At 41.0% G+C, this 17,673-nt stretch carries 10 protein-coding genes; all 10 read right to left on the reverse strand.

Annotated elements, in window-relative coordinates; translation table 11 throughout:
- Nucleotides 1-145 precede the first annotated feature (145 nt).
- The 10 genes from GZ996_RS06745 to GZ996_RS06790 all read right to left on the reverse strand — a co-directional run bounded on the left by GZ996_RS06745 (nt 146) and on the right by GZ996_RS06790 (nt 17,672).
- Complete coding sequence (locus tag GZ996_RS06745; RefSeq protein WP_162011658.1) at nt 146-4,102, reverse strand: glycoside hydrolase family 2 TIM barrel-domain containing protein; 3,957 nt, start codon at nt 4,100-4,102, stop codon at nt 146-148.
- Nucleotides 4,103-4,149: 47 nt separating this feature from the next.
- A complete protein-coding gene (locus GZ996_RS06750) occupies nt 4,150-5,454 on the reverse strand; it encodes a response regulator transcription factor (RefSeq protein WP_162011659.1) in 1,305 nt (434 codons plus the stop codon).
- Nucleotides 5,447-7,096, reverse strand: coding sequence for a sensor histidine kinase (locus GZ996_RS06755; protein ID WP_156805337.1), 1,650 nt, complete (start codon nt 7,094-7,096; stop codon nt 5,447-5,449). The genes GZ996_RS06750 and GZ996_RS06755 overlap by 8 nt, the downstream gene beginning before the upstream one ends.
- A gap of 11 nt (nt 7,097-7,107) precedes the next feature.
- Nucleotides 7,108-7,704, reverse strand: a complete 597-nt coding sequence (locus GZ996_RS06760; RefSeq protein WP_162011660.1) for a DUF624 domain-containing protein — start codon at nt 7,702-7,704, stop codon at nt 7,108-7,110.
- Nucleotides 7,705-8,408: 704 nt separating this feature from the next.
- Complete coding sequence (locus GZ996_RS06765) at nt 8,409-9,887, reverse strand: ABC transporter substrate-binding protein (protein ID WP_161978505.1); 1,479 nt, start codon at nt 9,885-9,887, stop codon at nt 8,409-8,411.
- A gap of 160 nt (nt 9,888-10,047) precedes the next feature.
- Entirely contained in the window at nt 10,048-10,968 is a 921-nt protein-coding gene (locus GZ996_RS06770; protein WP_156805340.1) for a carbohydrate ABC transporter permease, read from the reverse strand.
- Between the two features lie 12 nt (nt 10,969-10,980).
- A complete protein-coding gene (locus GZ996_RS06775; protein ID WP_156805341.1) occupies nt 10,981-11,916 on the reverse strand; it encodes an ABC transporter permease in 936 nt (311 codons plus the stop codon).
- Nucleotides 11,917-12,205: 289 nt separating this feature from the next.
- Complete coding sequence (locus tag GZ996_RS06780) at nt 12,206-14,050, reverse strand: beta-N-acetylhexosaminidase (protein WP_162011661.1); 1,845 nt, start codon at nt 14,048-14,050, stop codon at nt 12,206-12,208.
- Nucleotides 14,047-14,925: an ROK family protein gene (locus GZ996_RS06785; RefSeq protein ID WP_162011662.1), complete on the reverse strand. Its 879-nt coding sequence runs from the start codon at nt 14,923-14,925 to the stop codon at nt 14,047-14,049. The genes GZ996_RS06780 and GZ996_RS06785 overlap by 4 nt, the downstream gene beginning before the upstream one ends.
- A 110-nt stretch (nt 14,926-15,035) precedes the next feature.
- Nucleotides 15,036-17,672, reverse strand: a complete 2,637-nt coding sequence (locus tag GZ996_RS06790) for an alpha-mannosidase (protein WP_162011663.1) — start codon at nt 17,670-17,672, stop codon at nt 15,036-15,038.
- Between the last annotated feature and the right edge of the window lies 1 nt (nt 17,673).

Genomic DNA, 17,673 nt, shown 5'->3' on the forward strand with positions numbered 1-17,673 from the left:
CTACTTGTATTTTGAATTCAGGTGGATACTTTGTAAATTTACTTCCTTTTTTAGCCATGAGAAAAGAACCTCCTTATAAGAACAGTATAGTACTTTTTATACTGTCCATTATAAGGGGTTCTTTTCATTTGGACTTGCTTTTCCCTTAATCTGACCTTTCATCACGATAAATCACATAGCGTTCTTGGTGACGACCATCTTCTGAAGTGGTTAAAATCAAACTAGTTTTTTTATCCAGATGGAGGACTGTAATTGCCGCATTCTGGTCAGAGGTTGCCACAATGTTAGTCATATCCCAATCAGGATGCCTAAGCTCATGGCAAATAGCTTCACCTTCTAGAAGGTGATTACCGATGGTTAATCGTGTTAGAGCTGCCGATGTCTGACGTTCAAAAAAGGCAATGGCAGTATAAAGTTCTATTTTAGCCATTCTAATCAATGAAACTTCTCTGCTTCTCTGCTCTGCAGCCTCCAAGTGAATGGTGAACTGAACGGCTGGAACTGGTCGTTCTAAATCATAAATCACCTTGATTAAACCACCCTGTATAGGAATTTGAGAAGCACTTACTGAGATGATTTCGAAAGGTCCAGTATCACTCTTTCGCCATGAAAAACAAACGGATCTCGGAAGAGAACTCTCTGATCGACCGTCAAAAAAGATAACCACGCGAGATACATTCTGAGCGGTGTCATAGCTAAAGGTCAGTTTTGAGGTCGTTAGACCAGCTCTCACAGCCTGTTCATTTGACCATAGGGGCTGGTGGTCTGCTATATCTTCTTTCAGTTGTTCTCGAACAAGATTTTGGAGACAATCTATTTGAGTGTTAACATTACTATCGTCAGTTAATTGAACCACCGTCGGCGCAACATTATGGTCGATATGAAGTGTTTTACTAGCGACACGAACAGTTGCCATCACTGGTAACTGCTGACCCAAAACATCCACCTGACCATCTACCGTTTTTATCCCTTCGGTGTTCCAGACTGTACCATTAGGTACTTGCCAAGCAACAGGAAACTGAGCAGAAAGGAGATTAGCTCCCTTATCATAAACACCGACTTTCTGTGGCAGATGCAATGGCTCTCCAACTTCCAAGCCAAAGCTAATGTTTCTCGCTGCAATAACCTTATCCATCACTGTAACAATCACTGGAATTCGAGCCGGCAACCCATCAACTTTGCCGTAAACGATAAAATCTTTTCCTTGTTTTAGCTCCTTATCAAGAGTTGCCTGCTCAAAAACAATTGGTTTGTCACAAACAGTTCCGTCAGCTGTTCGTATCCTAATCGTCTGTGGCAAAGTTAACTGGCTATCTTTTAGCAATAATATCTGCCTTGATAACTGATAGGCATAAGTAGAGCTGGTCTTGGCCTCCTCTAGCTGACTGACTGTAAACGTTAAAGAGTGAGGGAGTAAGCCATCCGCCATTGCTGTCACATTTACATCACCACTACCTCCAGTCATCTTGATAACAGCTAATACTTGACCTGAAAATGCACGACGATTGGTGTCCCCATAAGGTTGATGATCAATAGTATTGCCATTATCCATAGCTAATAAACGAGCTGGCCCCTCTACCTGAACCGTGACACGATGATCCGTTGAGGCAACAGGTTGTCCTCTGTCATCTTCAATAGTAATGGTCAGATAGCGCAAGGATTTTGCTGTAACCTGATGAGGTGAGGTAAAAGGCTCTATTCTAAGATGGTGCGGGTCACCAAAAGTGCTGATTTCAGACCTCCCAACCGTTTCCTTAATGACATTATCATTGGCATCGTAAGCCATTGCAATCAATTTACCGGGTGCATAAGGAATGTTCCAAGTCAAATAAAGGTTTTGATGGGCTTGGGGCTGCTTGTCAGTTCCTTCGTAAAGCTGATAACGCACACCCGCCTTAGTTCTTTTTACCGTAAAAGCCTTGGTACCATAATCAATCACCGTGCCATTCTCATCTTGATGACATAACCTTACCTTTGCGGCATTAGAATACACCACAACCTCTACCAAGCCTTGCGAGTCTTTCCGAATCAGACCCTCTTGCCACACTGGTAATACATGCAAGGTCGTATCTGAAGTATTCCACTGACTACGATAAAAATAATAGGAATCTTTCGGAAAACCAGCTGTGTCTAAAATCCCAAAATAGGAATGTTTAGGCGAAGGCCACTCCGTCACAGATCCTGTTCCAATACCATTCCACGGTGTAGGTTCTCCTAAATAATCAAAACCACACCAAACAAATTGCCCCATTACAAAATCTCGTGTGACAACATCATACCAAGCCTCACTCGCTAAATGGCCCCAACTAACGGTACTCTGATCATAGGAAGTTAGCTGCTTATCCTTGCGCTCCTCACCTCCCATCACATCATAGACACCACGGCTATTGATTGCTGAAGCAACCTCTGAGCCATAAATTAACCAGTTAGGATAGGTTTTATGGCAATCATCATATTGCGCTCCACTAGCATAATTATAGCCAATAATTCCTTGCACCTCCTCGTGCAAGGTCTGTGCCATCTGGATAGCCGTCTCATCCTGCCACTTTAATTTGTTATCTCCAAAGGTCACAGGTCGGCTTCCATCAATGTCAGTAACAACCCTTGCCATTTCCTGCATTAATCCTGGATAATCTCGACAATCTCCAGCATGTCCCTCTAATAATTCATTACCTACTGACCACATCACGATAGCTGGATCATTTTGACCACTTTTAACCATTTGTTTAAGATGAAAATCATGCCATTCTTGCTCTGAACTTTCAGCACCGTGTAAATGCTGAGCAGTCTGTCCAATTGGTTGGTGAAACCATTTAGCATAATCATTAACATTCCCATTTTTGGTATGTTGCCAAGTGTCAAAGGCTTCCTCAATCAACAAAAGCCCTAATTTATTGGCAAGGTCTTTGAAAACACGCGCCGACGGATTGTGGGTAACACGGATACTATTTACCCCCATATTTTTCAGGAGTTTAAACTGGCGTTCAATAGCGTCTGGGTAGGCTGCTGCCCCTAAACTTCCCTGGTCATGATGTAGACAGACACCTTTGAATGTCATTGCCTTATCGTTTAACCGAAAGCCTGTTTCCCGATAAAAACTGAGGTAGCGAAATCCTGTCTCCTGTTCACGACTTTGGATACAAACGCCATCTAGATACAGTCTTACCCTTACCGTATAGCACTGCGGTTGTTCGGGATTCCATAAGATAAGGTTAGGTACCTTGATAACCTGACTAACTCGCCCACCTTCTCCTGGGGCTAAGATCAATGCTGGCGATAGACAGGGGAGTCCGACCTCAATCAGCTCTCCGTTTGGCAGTTGTTCAAAGAGGCTAACATCTACTGTCACAGGAACATTGTCATTACCATCATTGCGTAGCGCTGATACTACCATAATCGTTACTTCCTTATTAGCGCGTATCTCCTCTTCTAAGTGAGGGGTTGTGATGGTGATGCCGTATTCTTCCAAGTGGACAATCGGTTCAACAATAAGAGTTACCGACCTGTAAAGACCACTTCCTGAATACCAACGAGAACTTGGAACAGCATTGACTACCTTAATGGCAAGGCTATTTTCTTCATTAGCCATCAGGTAGTCTGTTAAATCAAAACTAAAAGGAGTATATCCATACGGATGCATTCCAAGACAATGCCCGTTGATAAAAACGGTCGTCTCCATATAAGCCCCGTCAATATGGAGGGAAACACGACCAGAAAGCGCCTCTGGGCTGACTGAAAATACCTTTCGGTACCATCCTATTCCGCCAAGTTTATAACCGCTCTCTGATTCGCCATTGGGATGATAGTCTTGCCCAATACTAAAATCGTGTGGTAAGTCAACCACCTGCCACTGACTATCATCACAATAAGGCTCAGCAGCTTCTGAAAGGTCCCCTAAATAGAATCGCCAGTTACTATCAAGACACACTTGCTGATTGGTTCCTTCAACAACTAGAACTTCCTGCCAAATCCCTGGAGACAACATCTCCTGCTCCTTGTCCATCAGGCATCGGCTGTTCCCCTTTGCAAAAACTTCTCTATCTCCACCTAACGCCAGCGTTTCTTGATCCTCTGAGACATAACCTCCCTCTGTCTCTACCATACTACTTTTCCTCCTAACTGTAACCGACAGATGTCGCTAGAAAAGTCTTAAGAAAGACTAGTTTCTTTCCGACTCCTAATTTGTTCACGATAAGATTTTGGGGATTCTTGACACAGCCGTTTAAAAATTTTATAAAAATAGCCAATATTAGTGTAACCAACTTGAAAACAAATATCTTCAATATTATCATTAGTTGACAATAGCAAACTTTGAGCAATTCTAATCCGTTCCTGGTTCAGCAATTCTGAAAAAGTTGAACCTGTTTCTTTCTTGATGATTTGCCCTAAGTAAACCGCATTAAGAAAAAGGCGTTCACTAACCAATTTCAAGGTGAGTTCCTTTTGGTATTCTTGGCGAATGATGTCAAGCACCTGACCAACATGGCTATTATATTTGTGCTGCGTAATTAATCCTAACAAACGCTGAATCACTTCTTCTACGAGTTGTTCTAACGTTTGACACTGTTTTGCATTGGTATAAAGTGGTGCAATATCTTCATTACTAATACGATTAAACTGCTGGTAACTATCAACCATCAACTGAATGAAAAATTGACGCGTCAAATGAACTGGTGGGCACTTATCATTAAATTCCTGCTTTAACAAGGGAAGCTGGTCTAAAATCCCCTGTATATCTCCAGTTTTAATAAGAGGGTAAAGATCTTGGTAAACAGGCATGACCTGCTCATCCGCAGATACTGCTTTCTCATAAAAGAGGCTTGCTTTGACACTTTCCTTAATGGCATACATGGTTGATGTCACCAGTAACTCCTCTTGATAAATACAGGCTTGCTGCGGCTCTTCACATAATGAAAAAAAGAGAGCATCTTGATCGACATGGCGCAAAACACTGACTAGAGCTGTAGGGATGTCTTCACGACTAACCACCACATAGACTTGTGAGACTCGTAGATGCTCTTTTAGGTCTTGAATAGTAACCTTATCTCCCCGTAAAAAGGCCTGCGCCTGCTGACTTTTGTGCATGCGTTGAGCTACAATAGTTTCTAACAACTGACGGAGCTCCTGCTTATTGATAGGTTTTACCAGATAATCTTTAACTCCTAGCGAGACAGCCTGCCTAGCATAGTCAAACTCCTGAAAACCTGACATGATGATAAAGGCAACATCCGGAGACCGCTCTTTAATAGTAGCAATCAACTCCAAACCCGTTAAATCAGGCATGGAAATATCGGTTAAAATCATGTCCAAATCATGTGTTAAGGCATAATTTAGCGCTTCACGGCTACTATCTGTAGTATAAACCAACTCGATTCCCAAAGCAGAATAGTCAAACAATCTTTTCATCCCTTCCAAAATCATGTACTCGTCATCAACAATCATTAATTTATACATTCTTAGCCATTTCTCCTGTCACAATCGTTTTTATGCGTATACTATAAGTTACCCCACCACCAGGTGTCTCAGATAAGTGAATGTCGTAAGCCTCTCCAAAATACAATAACAAGCGCTCATGGACATTAAGAAGCCCGATAGAGCGTAGCCCTGTCTCCGTCCTCAACGAACGATTGGCCAACAATCTTTGGTAATCTGCCATGATTTCCTCTGACATACCTTTACCGTTATCCCGAATGAGGATTTCTACCCCATCTTCCTGACGCAACACCTTGACACTCAAAGCATTATCACGCTTGGTTAAATCAATACCGTGCACAAAATAATTTTCAACCAAAGGTTGAATACAGAATCTTGGCAATACAATCCCTTCACATCCCTTATCAATTTGGTAAGCATATGCAATGGATTTAGGGTATCTAATCTGGCAAACATAGCTATGCTTTTCACAAAAAGCTAATTCTTCTGCAACTGTCGTTTCTGGTTTTTGTGAAATACTCCCTCTCAGCAAGCTTGAAAATTCATAAATCATATCTGCTAACTCATCTTCATCTCTCGTCACCGCATACATCCTAAAAAATTCCAAGGTATTATATAAAAAATGAGGGTTAATTTGAGCTTGTAAAGCTCTCATATCAGCATCTTTTTGCGCAAGTTGTAGCTGATAAATATCTTTAATGTTTTTATCCAGAGAATCCAACATCTGGTTAATTTGGTTGGCGATGAGATACAATTCCTGCCGTTTTGTTGTCGTATCAATACGAATACTGGTATCCGCATGCGTAATCGTCTGCATAGTATTCACCAGATCTTCAATCTGAGACTGATAATGGTAAAAAATGCGCTTTAAAAGAAGCAACAAAATACCAATAAGCCCCAAACTAGAAAGAAAAATAAAGAAGGCCAGTCGAGAAACCTCTTGAAAAGTATAAGATTTAGGCACACCAACAGCAATGTGAACATTTCCATCAACATAATTTTGAGCGTCCAAGTCATCATCTGTAGGATTCAAGGTATAGAAAGGATTTCCTAAACTATCTGTCATCGCCACAGACATAGGAAATTCGGTTTCATTCTCCACAAGCGTCGTTATGTGATCCATATCAATACTAATAAAAACAGTCGCAAAAAGATGAGCGGAATAAGGCTCATACATAGCCATTGAAAAAGCATTTTGTGGACTCTTATAAGAAGTAGCAGTAACTTTTTTACCACTCTTCAATGATCGTTTAGAAGTAAAGACCTCTTTTTCACCCACGAGAGCCAAATCAATCCCCTCAACAAAAGCATTGTCCATGTAAATCCTATTGATGTTGTCGTGAAAAGATAACTTAATCACATCTGCCAAAGGGTGATGCAAGAGCCACATTTGATAATCAGCTGGAGACAACTGAAAATAGGCTTCAATCCCATCTAATTTATGGCTATCTCGAGAATAATTGTAAACGTCATTTTTCAAGCGACGATAGTAATAGGTCATGTCCTCTGTCAATCTACCTAACACTTCTTGCTCCGCTTGTTCAACTGTCCGCAAATAGCTCACATAATTGGTATAGGCAACAATACTCGCAAAGAAAATAATAATCCCAATAGTGAGATAAGAATAGGTTTTTAGGAGCGAATGAATTAAAATTTTCTTCATAACTTCTCCTGCTAGGATAGGCGTTGTTCAACCTGATAATAAATAGGCTCCAAGACATCAAATAAAAAGACTAACCAAAGCACTGGAACAAATATACCTATGATGAGAGGCAGTTTCCAACCGATAAATAGGCAAATTCCAGTCCCAATCAACAACTTCATAAATGGAACAAGACTTAAAAAAACTGCCATTGCTGATAGTTTCAGCCCTTCTATGAGTGTAAATTCATAATACACTTGTAACTTGAGGTAACTAGCATAAACCGCCCCAACATAACACATGCCAAAAAGGTTAATCACCGTAAGAAAGAAAAATGCTTGTGGTAATTGTACCATGAAAAAAATACCATAACCTAGCAATCCCCAAAAACCAACTGTCATTCCAAAGATGGCATTTGCCTGCCAAAATTGTTTACGAAAAAGCTGAAAGGCTGTCTTGAACTGATACTCCTCTGCGTCAAGACCATGCTCATGGTAAAGGGTTAAGAGAACAGCCGCAGCTGGTGATACTCCCAAAACAAAGCCCGCACAAGCAGACAAAGTAAGTCCTATCATACTAAGCTTCATCATCACAAATAAACGTGCAAAGATACTATCCAATCTATCCATATTTTTCAATCCCTTTCTGATTGCTTCTATTATATCATAAAAACGCTTTCAATTTGATTGTAAGTTAGACATTTTCATCATTTTTGTATGAAACTAATATCTCCTTAGGAATGAGAAATTCAATTTAATTCTCTTTTTACATTTTTAGAAAAATAAATCAACTACTGTCACCGATGGACAATCACTTAATATTTCGTCGTTTCTAGCTATTGTTCACCTTGAGTAAACGCTGTCCACATTTTCACAACAATCGCCAATCTTCTCCATATTATCTCATTCAATTAAATCAAGTTGATAAAAAGACGAGGTTGGGACAAAAAATATCTCAACCTTCTCTTTTTATAGTAATAACAGATAGACGCAGTGGTTGATTGGAAGTTTGCAACTAGACACTTTTTCATTTTCAAGTGTCCACCTAAAACATCCACTGGACTATTTTACAACCATGCATCGTTAGCGGCCATCCTATACGAATGTGATGCACTTCGTTTATCTTATTTCCAACCTCTAAAGGACTGAGAGACCTTTGGAGCTGTGCGGATGTGAGAGTGAATATCCAATGGACAGTTTCAGTCTGATCTTATAAACCAGAGAGCGAGGGGAAGTCAAGACTTCAAAATCATGATTTCTGCCCCACTCTCATATTAATTATACTCAGGGAGCATGAAATAATAGAAATAGGAACTGCATTTACAATGACGAACTTAGTTTTTCTTAGCTAAGAACTCGTCATACTGACGTTGCATTTCTGCTTTAACTTTAGTGTATGAGCCTTCGGAGTTCAATTTATCCATCAATTCTTTAATGCCTTGTTCTGGATCCACTGTACCTGAATTGATACCAGGAGCATATTGCTTGATAATGTTTTGAACGCTAGTTACTTCAGTTTTAACTGGATCAATGTTAAAGTTAAAGCCAAGTGTCGGTGCTTCAACTGCTTCTGCCAAGACTTTTTCAGCTTGCGCAACATCGGCGTCGGTTACTTTATCAGTGACATAAAGGATTTGGCTGTTACCAGTATTCCAAGCTGACATACGTGTATCTGCTGCATAGCCGTCTAACAATTTAATGCGGTTGTCGTCCTTAGGATCTTTTTCCCAGTTTTCACCTTCTGGACCAAAGACAAGGCCATTGAGCAATTCTTTATTAGTGTTCAATAAAGTCAACACTTCCATAGCTTTTTCTTTATTTTTAGAAGTTTGTGAGATAACAAAGTTGGCCACTTGAGTGGTATCATTTGTCTTATAGGCTGTAGTGATTGGCACTGATTGGATTTCGTAGCCTGCAACAGTTGAGAGAAGGCTGTCACCGAAGTCTGCTGGACCTTGTGTTTCTTCACGAACAAACCAGTTTTGAGTCGCTAAATCATAAGCAACATCAGATGTGGCAACGTCAGCTGCAATATAACCTTTTTTGTAGAAATCGTGGAATGTTTTAAGATGTTCAACGTAACCCTCAACTTCATAAGGGTTGACAATTTTGGTTGTGTCACCATCAAGGTTGACAACCAGAGGAAGGTCACTCTTACCTGGAAGGGCAAAGTTCATGTGTGGTAGACTAAATTTTGTCCAGGCAATTGGTGTTACTTCTGGTTCTTTTTCTTTAATAACTTTAAGAAGTGGTTCCAAGTCTTTGTAAGTCTTAACTCCTGAAATATCAAGATTGTGTTTTTTCACCAAGTTCATGTTGAAAGACAACATTTGTTGACTTGCCACATTTCCCTGGACAGGAACAGCATAGATTTTACCGTTGATGGTATTTCCTTTGATATAAGCTGGGTCAAGGACATCGTAGAGGGCTTTTCCTTCTTTTTTATACAAATCAGTTAGGTCAGCATAGGCTCCTTTACCGGCATTGAGGACATAGTTATTGGCAAAGGCAATGTCGTAATTTTCACCCGATGAGGTAATGATAGACATTTTTTCTTCGTAGTCACCCCAGTCAATGTACTGGATATTAAGTTTGGCATCTAGTTTTTCACCAATAATTTTATTGGCATTTTCCATTAATTTGTCAATATTTTTAGGAGGTTGTCCAATTTGATACATCAAGATTGACGTTTTTCCGTCTTCTGTTTTTCCAGTATTATTGGCCTTATTTCCAGTTAAGTTACCACAGGCAGTCAAGCCTGCAATAGCTGACACACCTGCTAGCACTAGTGAGCATTTTTTAAAAAGTTTCATGAGTTATCTCCTTTTTTAATCCATAATAATATGTTTATTAATGATTTTTAGTGACTTTAAGCCACTTGTCACAAGGTCCTAGATTTTTCTATGAGTTAAATGGTTTTCATTCCTAGACGCATAACGCTCTTCACATCACATCCTTTGCACAAATCATTGCTTATTCTTTAACCCCACCTATGGTCAAACCTTTGACAAAGTACCGTTGGAAAAACGGATACAGGCAAGCAATCGGTAGTGTTGATACGACAACGATAGCCATTCGGGTTGCCTCTCTTGGTACACTGGCTGCAACACTAGCAAGGTTGGCACCTGCTCCAGCATTTTGTGCCAAATAATCAATATTTGACTGAATTTTCATCAGTAAGTATTGCAAAGGTACTAAATTGTCACTCTGAATATAGAGGAGGGCATTGTACCAATCATTCCAAAAGGCGAGGGCCGTAAACAAGGAGATAGTTGCAATACCTGGCAATGCCAAAGGTAAACAAATCTTAAAGAAGATCTTTAGTTCACCAGCACCATCAATGCGGGCGGACTCAATTAAGGAATCAGGAATGGTTTTCTTAAAGAAGGTTCGCATCACCATGATATTAAAAGGACTTAACATCATTGGCAAAATCAGGGCTGCGACAGTATCCTTCAAGTTCAGAAACGAGGTCATAATAATGTAAGTTGGAATCGTTCCTGCTCCAAATAACATGGTAATCAATGCCATCATAGTAAAGAACCGACGGTATTTAAAATCTTTTCGTGAGATGGCATAAGCATATAGTGAGGTGAAAAATACATTAACTGTGGTTCCAACCACTGTGATGAACATAGTGATAAAGAGTGCTTGTAAAATCTCATCTTTCAACGTCATCAAGTACTCGTAGCCCGAGCTACTAAAATCCGCTGGCCAGAATGAATAGCCGTTTAGGTTTAGGGATTTTTCATCAGTTAACGAGATGATAATCACGAAGATAAAGGGTAGGATACAAGAGAAGGAAAGAATGCCAACCAGTACACTAAAGATCCAGTCTGTCTTCGTACTAAACGAGTGAATACCGACATGATCAATCTGTTTCTTTTTTGCCATGAGCTCTCCTTTCTAAAATAAGGCAGATTCTTTATCAAAGCGTCTGACAATCAAATTGGTCGTCACCACTAGGAAGCAACCAACGATTGACTGATAAAGACCTGCTGCCGATGCCATCCCGATGTCTCCTGCTCCTGAAATACCGTTATAAACATAGGTATCGAGTACCAAAGTCACATCATATAGGGCACCTGAATTTTTCGTCGTCTGATAGAACAAACCGAAGTCTGCTCGGAAGATATTTCCCACCGCAAGGATGGTTAAAATGGTAATCAAGGGCACCAATTGAGGAATGGTAACATGCTTGATGCGCTGCCATTTCGTTGCTCCATCAACAATCGCCGCTTCGTAGTAGGAAGGGTTAATCCCCATAATACTTGCATAGTAAATGACGCTATTATACCCAAGGCCTTTCCAAATCCCTAAAAAAATCAGAATGAACGGCCAGTAAGTCTTATCGCTGTACCAATTAATTGGATTAAGTCCAAGCCCATGTAGCATCTGATTCACCAATCCCTTATCTGGGCTTAGAAAAGCATAGACGAAAAAGGAAATGATGACCCAAGATAAGAAGTAAGGGAACAGCATCGTTGTCTGATAGATTTTAACCAGCTGCCGTGACCGCATCTCACTAAAGACAATGGCAATCCCAACAGCTAAAATCAAACCCAAGATAATAAAGCCTAAATTATACAGCAACGTGTTTCGAGTGATAATATAGGCATCTGATGAATTAAAGAGAAACTTAAAATTATCAACTCCTATCCACTTACTCTTCATCAAGCTATCAACAAATCCGTTCCCCGTGTGCCGGTAATCTTTGAAGGCAACCACATTCCCAAGTACTGGAATGTAGAAGAACAGAATCAGCCATATCGCACCTGGTAACACCATGAGCAGAAAGATGAGATTACGCTTTAATTCCTGCCACCTTTTTTTCGTTTTCATAAAGACTCCTTTCCTTAGTGTTTTAGACTTGCTTTGACTTTTGTGATATTAGTATAACGCAGTTTTTCACAAAATAACATGTTCTGATTAAAGCTAAACCTATACAAATTATAGTCACTAGATTAAAAATTGGATAATCTTAATATAGACATTACAATCAGAGGCCTCTGAAGTTATTAGGCTTTTTCTGCCCTTTATCCTACACATTCATCCTTCTCCTTGAGTCATCTATCACTAATGTCTAAACAACGCATCCCTCCTAGTAACTAGCTAAGAAGGATGTGCTTTATTAGGTTGTGTAAATGGTTGAGGCTGTTGCCATGAGATGCCATTGATTGGCTGTTGTAGCGATGTGGTCACGGTAAAAATCATTATGTGGTAATAAGTCAACCTCAAGCTCATCAATACGTTTAACATGACCAAGGAGATAGGCCGTTAACCGCTCATGCGCTCTTTGAATACGAGCCAAAAGCCCACCTAAACGAATATCAATAGTATCAAGGCCAAACACCTTGTTCTCAATCAGCCATTGACGACTATAGGTAACATGGAACTCGTGAACAAGATCTGCAAGGGTATCCAAGGTATCAAGACAGTTTTGTAAAGCATTTGTATCCTTAATACGGTAAGCATGACGAATGTCGTTGGACAGCCTTGCCTTAACCGCTAAAATACGGCAGAGTTTCTCTTGCGTTGTAAAGAGGTAAGCTAGACGGTGCTCACCTGTGGCAATTTCCGCCAGATGTTCTGCTACCTGTGCATAATACTGACTGTCCTCTTCATGAGCAATATGCAAATCCAACAAGGGGCAAAGGATATCCTGATACAAAATATAGCGTCCAGGATTCATGCCGTTCAATTGACCTGGGTTGCTTGGTGGGTGATTGGCACTGTCAATCGCAAGGAAATCAGTAGCCGATAGACCAAACAAGGTCTCAAACACCTTCTCCCAGCCTGTAGTACTATCTTGATAAACCAACTGCGCCCAAGCCTGAAGCGTTGCTAAGACAGAAAATTGAGAGCATTCACCACCGTTATCGCCCCACCCCGTGATGGTCACCTGCTCTACCCCTGCCTTCTTAGCGGCATGATGAGCCTCTGGTGCAATCTGCAAACTAAACCGATTATCAGGAGCATAACCAATCCATTTCCACGCGCCGCCTGCAAAGGCAATATTATCAGTCAATTGTTTATGGCGCTCAAAACTCTTCGTATAACGCTCCTCAGTCAACTGGTAATAATCCCAATAAATCAATTGCACACGCTCTTTCAAACGATTTAGATAAGTACGAACCTCTTGGTCAATCTGCAAGGTGTCGTCTTTTGCATCTAATAAATGGAAAAACATGTCACTCCACATGGAGCAAGTAAACCCATATCGGTCTGCAATATCTAGCACACGTTCTAAATGCTGACACATGATAAGGCTGCGTTTTTGGTAGCCATTTTCGGTTAAATACCGTCCCAATCCAAGCATAAACGCCTCGTCCATACCAATATTGATTCGGCGTGTTTTCAGCTGCGATAATGTACAAAACATCTGATCAATCAAGTCATAGACAGGTTCACTACCAACTAATAAAATGTCGTCCACATCACGTAAATCCTGTACCTCTTTAACTTGCCATCTGACAAAAGCACTCAGGTGAGCTAGCGTTTGAATGCAAGGAATGAAATCCATGCCATAACTATTGGCACATTCTTCAATATCCTGTAATTCCTCAGTTGTGTATCGACCACGGAAATACCCAAAATAAGGTTGGTTCTCCAATTCAAAGGTATCTTCTAAGTATAATTGATAGTTGGAATAGCCCATAAGCGCTATGTCTTCAATCAATTGTTTTGAAGAGTCAACAGAAATAACGCAGTTGCGACCACAATCCACCATGTAACCAAAATCAGAATAAGCTGCTTTCTCTGTGATTGCGACCGTTGTCTGTCCTTCTCTGAGAGCAGTAGCTAATAATAGCAAGCCACGATAAAGCTGATGCTCTTTTTCTGCACAAATGGTATAGTGCCCATCAGAGCCTAAAACCAGTATCACTTTTCCTGATACTTGACAGTCTAAAGTCACATCCTGTAAGCCTAGTCTCTCTAACAAGTGTACAGGAAGCTCTTGTTTTATTATTGTCATGCATGCTCCTTTTCTTGACATGTGTTAATATATGTACCAATAAGATTGGCGTGTTTAGTATGATGGCAAGCCTTAATATGAGGAATTTGTGGAAAATCTTCTGGAAATAACTGTTGCAATTCTTGCAAGCGGTCAACCAGTCGTTTGATAAAGGCTTTACTTTGGCTAATGCTACCTCCGATATAAATCAATTCTGGATCAATCACATAATGTAGGTTTAACAAGCCTTGGCAGAGCGCATCCACCATCTCTCCTAGTGCTGTTTGGCAAACCAAATCCCCTTGCTCAGCTAACGCAACAATAGCTTTACCGTCCAGAGAATGGTAGCACTCTTTAGGATGTGCTTGAACACGTCGTACCAAACTGCCTGTTGATGCTAGTTGTGACCAATTTTTCAAGGGAAAATCCATCCCTTTAAGCATCATGTAGCCAAATTCTCCACCATAAGAGCGAGCTCCTCGGACCAATCGACCATTGAGGATTAAGGCACCTCCAATTCCTGTTCCTACTACAACACAGGCACAGTTCTTAAGAGTTGGTTGCTCTGCCAAGGCACTTAATCCAACACAGTTGGCGTCATTTTCAAGATAGATAGGTAAATGATAAGTCTCCAATAAATCATACCAAGAAACCCCGTGAATATAAGGAATGGCTGATAATCCTCCAATCGTTCCATCGCAGTAGTTAATTGCTCCAGGGACACTTAAAGAAATCGCTGTGACACCTTCTTGACAAATGACTGCATCCATGTGAGCTAACAACATTTCTAACTTGTCTGGAGTTGCTATCTCCTGATAAGACCGCAACTGCAAGTCATCTGATATCAAGGCCGACTTCACCCCTGTTCCTCCAATATCAAAACATGCTACTACCATAACATCCTCCTCATAATTGCTTTTATATTATTCAGTGCTAAAGTTTGAGTATTTGCCAGACCATAACAAGCCTTGCTCCTCCTTAGTGTATTACTATACTTCTCAACACCTTAGAAATACAGAGGAGTAACCTTTTCAGTACGAATTTCTTGTGGCCCAAGTTGCTGAGATAGCTCACCTATCTCCTGCTCCAGCAAGTCAACACCACTTGCTAAATGCGACAAGATAACTGTGTCATGTGATAAATTATAGTAACGAAGCAAAATAGTCTCACTTTCTTCTGCCTGTTTCAAGGCTGTCACATAGCAGGCCTCTTCTTGCAAAATAGGATGAGTGAATTGCCCTGATAAAGCAACGGTTCCTGCGTGCTGACAGACTTGTCCCACATAGAGAGGAACAGCTAGATTTTGAGCCCGATGAATGGCTTGGTAACGCTCTTGACTGGCATGACATTCCACTGCATATACAAGCTCCGATGGTCCTAGACACTGAGCATCAGGGGTTGGAAAATCACCCCAATCTCCCAATTCACCAACACTGCGCAAAAGGGTTAAGGCTATGGTTTCCTTATCCAGAATTTCATACTCATGAAGCCCTGTTGAAGACACCGTTAGGCAAATTTCCGCATCTCCCAAGGAGATGAATGTGCGGTGCCGCTGCGAATGATGAGGATTTTTCCAATGAGACGATGGAGTATTTGATCGCTCTACCGTTTCATAAATGCTATCGGCCAAATGGCTTTCAGCTTGCAATCCTGTTGCAATTAAAACCCTTAACCGATGATCCAACATCTGATTATCAAATCGTGTCTTAAAGATTAGTTGAGAACTGTCACGAAAAAGGGTAATCTCCGTTGTCACCAGTAGCGATTTAGTCTGCTGATGACGTCCTGCTTGACGTTTGAAGTATTCTACCAAGCGCTTCTGTTCCTCAAACAATCGCTCATCTGCACTGATTGGTATCTCAAGCTGGTGTATCACACAGGCACGTTGGTAAGTAGGTGCCTCTTCCTGAATATAAAAATCAACTAATTGGCTATAAATTGGCTGGCAAGAGGTAGGGGCAAAGTGGGCATACTCGTTACCCAGTTCTCCCACATCTTCAAACTTCAGTAGGTTAGCAATACGATGACCGAGTTCTTTGTGGGTCAAGACAAGATTATTCCCCTCACGCTGAAGCTTGACAAAATCATTTTCCAGATAGGCAAAAGGACTCACTCCTGGTAGAGCGGCGGCTGGTTTCACTTGATAAGTTTGCCATGACCAAGCTGGTAAGTTTTCAGCAACAAAGGACACCCTTATCTTCCTAGCAAAAACAGCAGAGCGGAAGGTATCTATTGGTAGATGATAATCAAATTGCACTCCCAAATCCTCAATATCTGCCCAAACACGCTCGCCATCTGCTGTAAAGAGTCCGAGTTCTGGTAAGTCAATCGCATCCATCTTGTGATGATGTTCCGCAAGGCGACCATCACGAAAATCAGTCTCATCAACAATCAGATCAACAGTCACCTGCTTAGTCTGAGGAAAGGCAGTCGTATTGACCACCGTAAAAAGATGACCCTCCAACTCACCAGTATCAAGCTTTTGAGACCAGTTGGCAAAAGTCTTTTCCGCTAAATAAGTTCCCACCTGCTCAACCTTATCAAAACGTGTCATCATTTCCCGATGGACCGCATCAACACTACAACCGCAAATACTATCGTGTGGAGCATTTTCAAGCAAGAGCTTCCATGCATAGCGTAGCTCATCTTTAGGATAGGGTTCTCCAGTGATGACTAGTAAGGGCTCAACCACTTGTTCTAGAAGGTTGCTGACTCTGTCATTAACCTGCTTCAGATAGATTCGTGAGGAAGCCGTATTGGCTAGGGTGTACCATCCGTCTGTTTCTTGACTGGTCAATTCTCCAATGACCTGACTAAGTTGCTCTGGTAAATTCTGTTTGACAGCCGATACGTATTGCTCAAAGCTACTGTGAACAAAGTCAATATCAGGATACAAGTCGCTAGCGACCCGAATGGCTTTTGAAAGATTTTTCTGCACTGGCTGATGGTCACACCCATTCATCATTAAGAGATGAGAGGTAGCAGCGTATTTTCTTGCGTCAGCTAATTTCTTATCCCAAAAAACCTTGGCCACTTCTGGTTCAACTGGAATTTCATTCCCATTGCTGTACCAATTAGCGAATAAAATCCCTAAAATGCTAGTTCCATCAGCACCGGTCCATATCATTTCAGAAAACTGAGACTGGAATTGGTCATCTGATAAGACCTGATTATCAAAACCAATCGGCTTCACCCCACGTCCAAAAAAGGCCACATCAATACCTGCCTGCTTTAATAATTGCGGGGTCTGTCCCATATTGCCAAAGGTATCTGGAAAATAACCAATTTTAGGCGGCTTTCCCCAGAAACGACTTTCCAAATGACCAAGGAGGGTATTGCGAACATTGGCTTCGCTACTAATCAAATAATCGTCCTGCAAAATATAAAACGGACCAACAATTAATTTTCCCTCACGGATATACCGTGCTAACTGCTCACGTTTATGTGGTCTAATCGTCAAATAATCATCCAATGCAATCAACTGTCCATCAAGATGAAAACTCTTGAATTCCTCATCCGTTTCAAAAAGCTCACACAAATCATCAATCAAGGTCACTAAGCGCATGCGATGTTCTTCAAAAGGAAGATACCACTCCCTATCCCAATGACTGTGTGAAATAATGTGTACCGTTTCTCTCCCCATG

The organism is Streptococcus sp. S784/96/1, assembly GCF_902729355.1.
Lineage (GTDB): Bacteria > Bacillota > Bacilli > Lactobacillales > Streptococcaceae > Streptococcus > Streptococcus caledonicus.

What these genes read in the sequence shown, in the direction of transcription:
- GZ996_RS06745 (WP_162011658.1), bottom strand. Translation starts at nt 4,102, where the DNA reads ATGGTAGAGACAGAGGGAGGTTATGTCTCAGAGGATCAAGAAACGCTG.
- GZ996_RS06750 (WP_162011659.1), bottom strand. Translation starts at nt 5,454, where the DNA reads ATGTATAAATTAATGATTGTTGATGACGAGTACATGATTTTGGAAGGG.
- GZ996_RS06755 (WP_156805337.1), bottom strand. Translation starts at nt 7,096, where the DNA reads ATGAAGAAAATTTTAATTCATTCGCTCCTAAAAACCTATTCTTATCTC.
- GZ996_RS06760 (WP_162011660.1), bottom strand. Translation starts at nt 7,704, where the DNA reads ATGGATAGATTGGATAGTATCTTTGCACGTTTATTTGTGATGATGAAG.
- GZ996_RS06765 (WP_161978505.1), bottom strand. Translation starts at nt 9,887, where the DNA reads ATGAAACTTTTTAAAAAATGCTCACTAGTGCTAGCAGGTGTGTCAGCT.
- GZ996_RS06770 (WP_156805340.1), bottom strand. Translation starts at nt 10,968, where the DNA reads ATGGCAAAAAAGAAACAGATTGATCATGTCGGTATTCACTCGTTTAGT.
- GZ996_RS06775 (WP_156805341.1), bottom strand. Translation starts at nt 11,916, where the DNA reads ATGAAAACGAAAAAAAGGTGGCAGGAATTAAAGCGTAATCTCATCTTT.
- GZ996_RS06780 (WP_162011661.1), bottom strand. Translation starts at nt 14,050, where the DNA reads ATGACAATAATAAAACAAGAGCTTCCTGTACACTTGTTAGAGAGACTA.
- GZ996_RS06785 (WP_162011662.1), bottom strand. Translation starts at nt 14,925, where the DNA reads ATGGTAGTAGCATGTTTTGATATTGGAGGAACAGGGGTGAAGTCGGCC.
- GZ996_RS06790 (WP_162011663.1), bottom strand. Translation starts at nt 17,672, where the DNA reads ATGGGGAGAGAAACGGTACACATTATTTCACACAGTCATTGGGATAGG.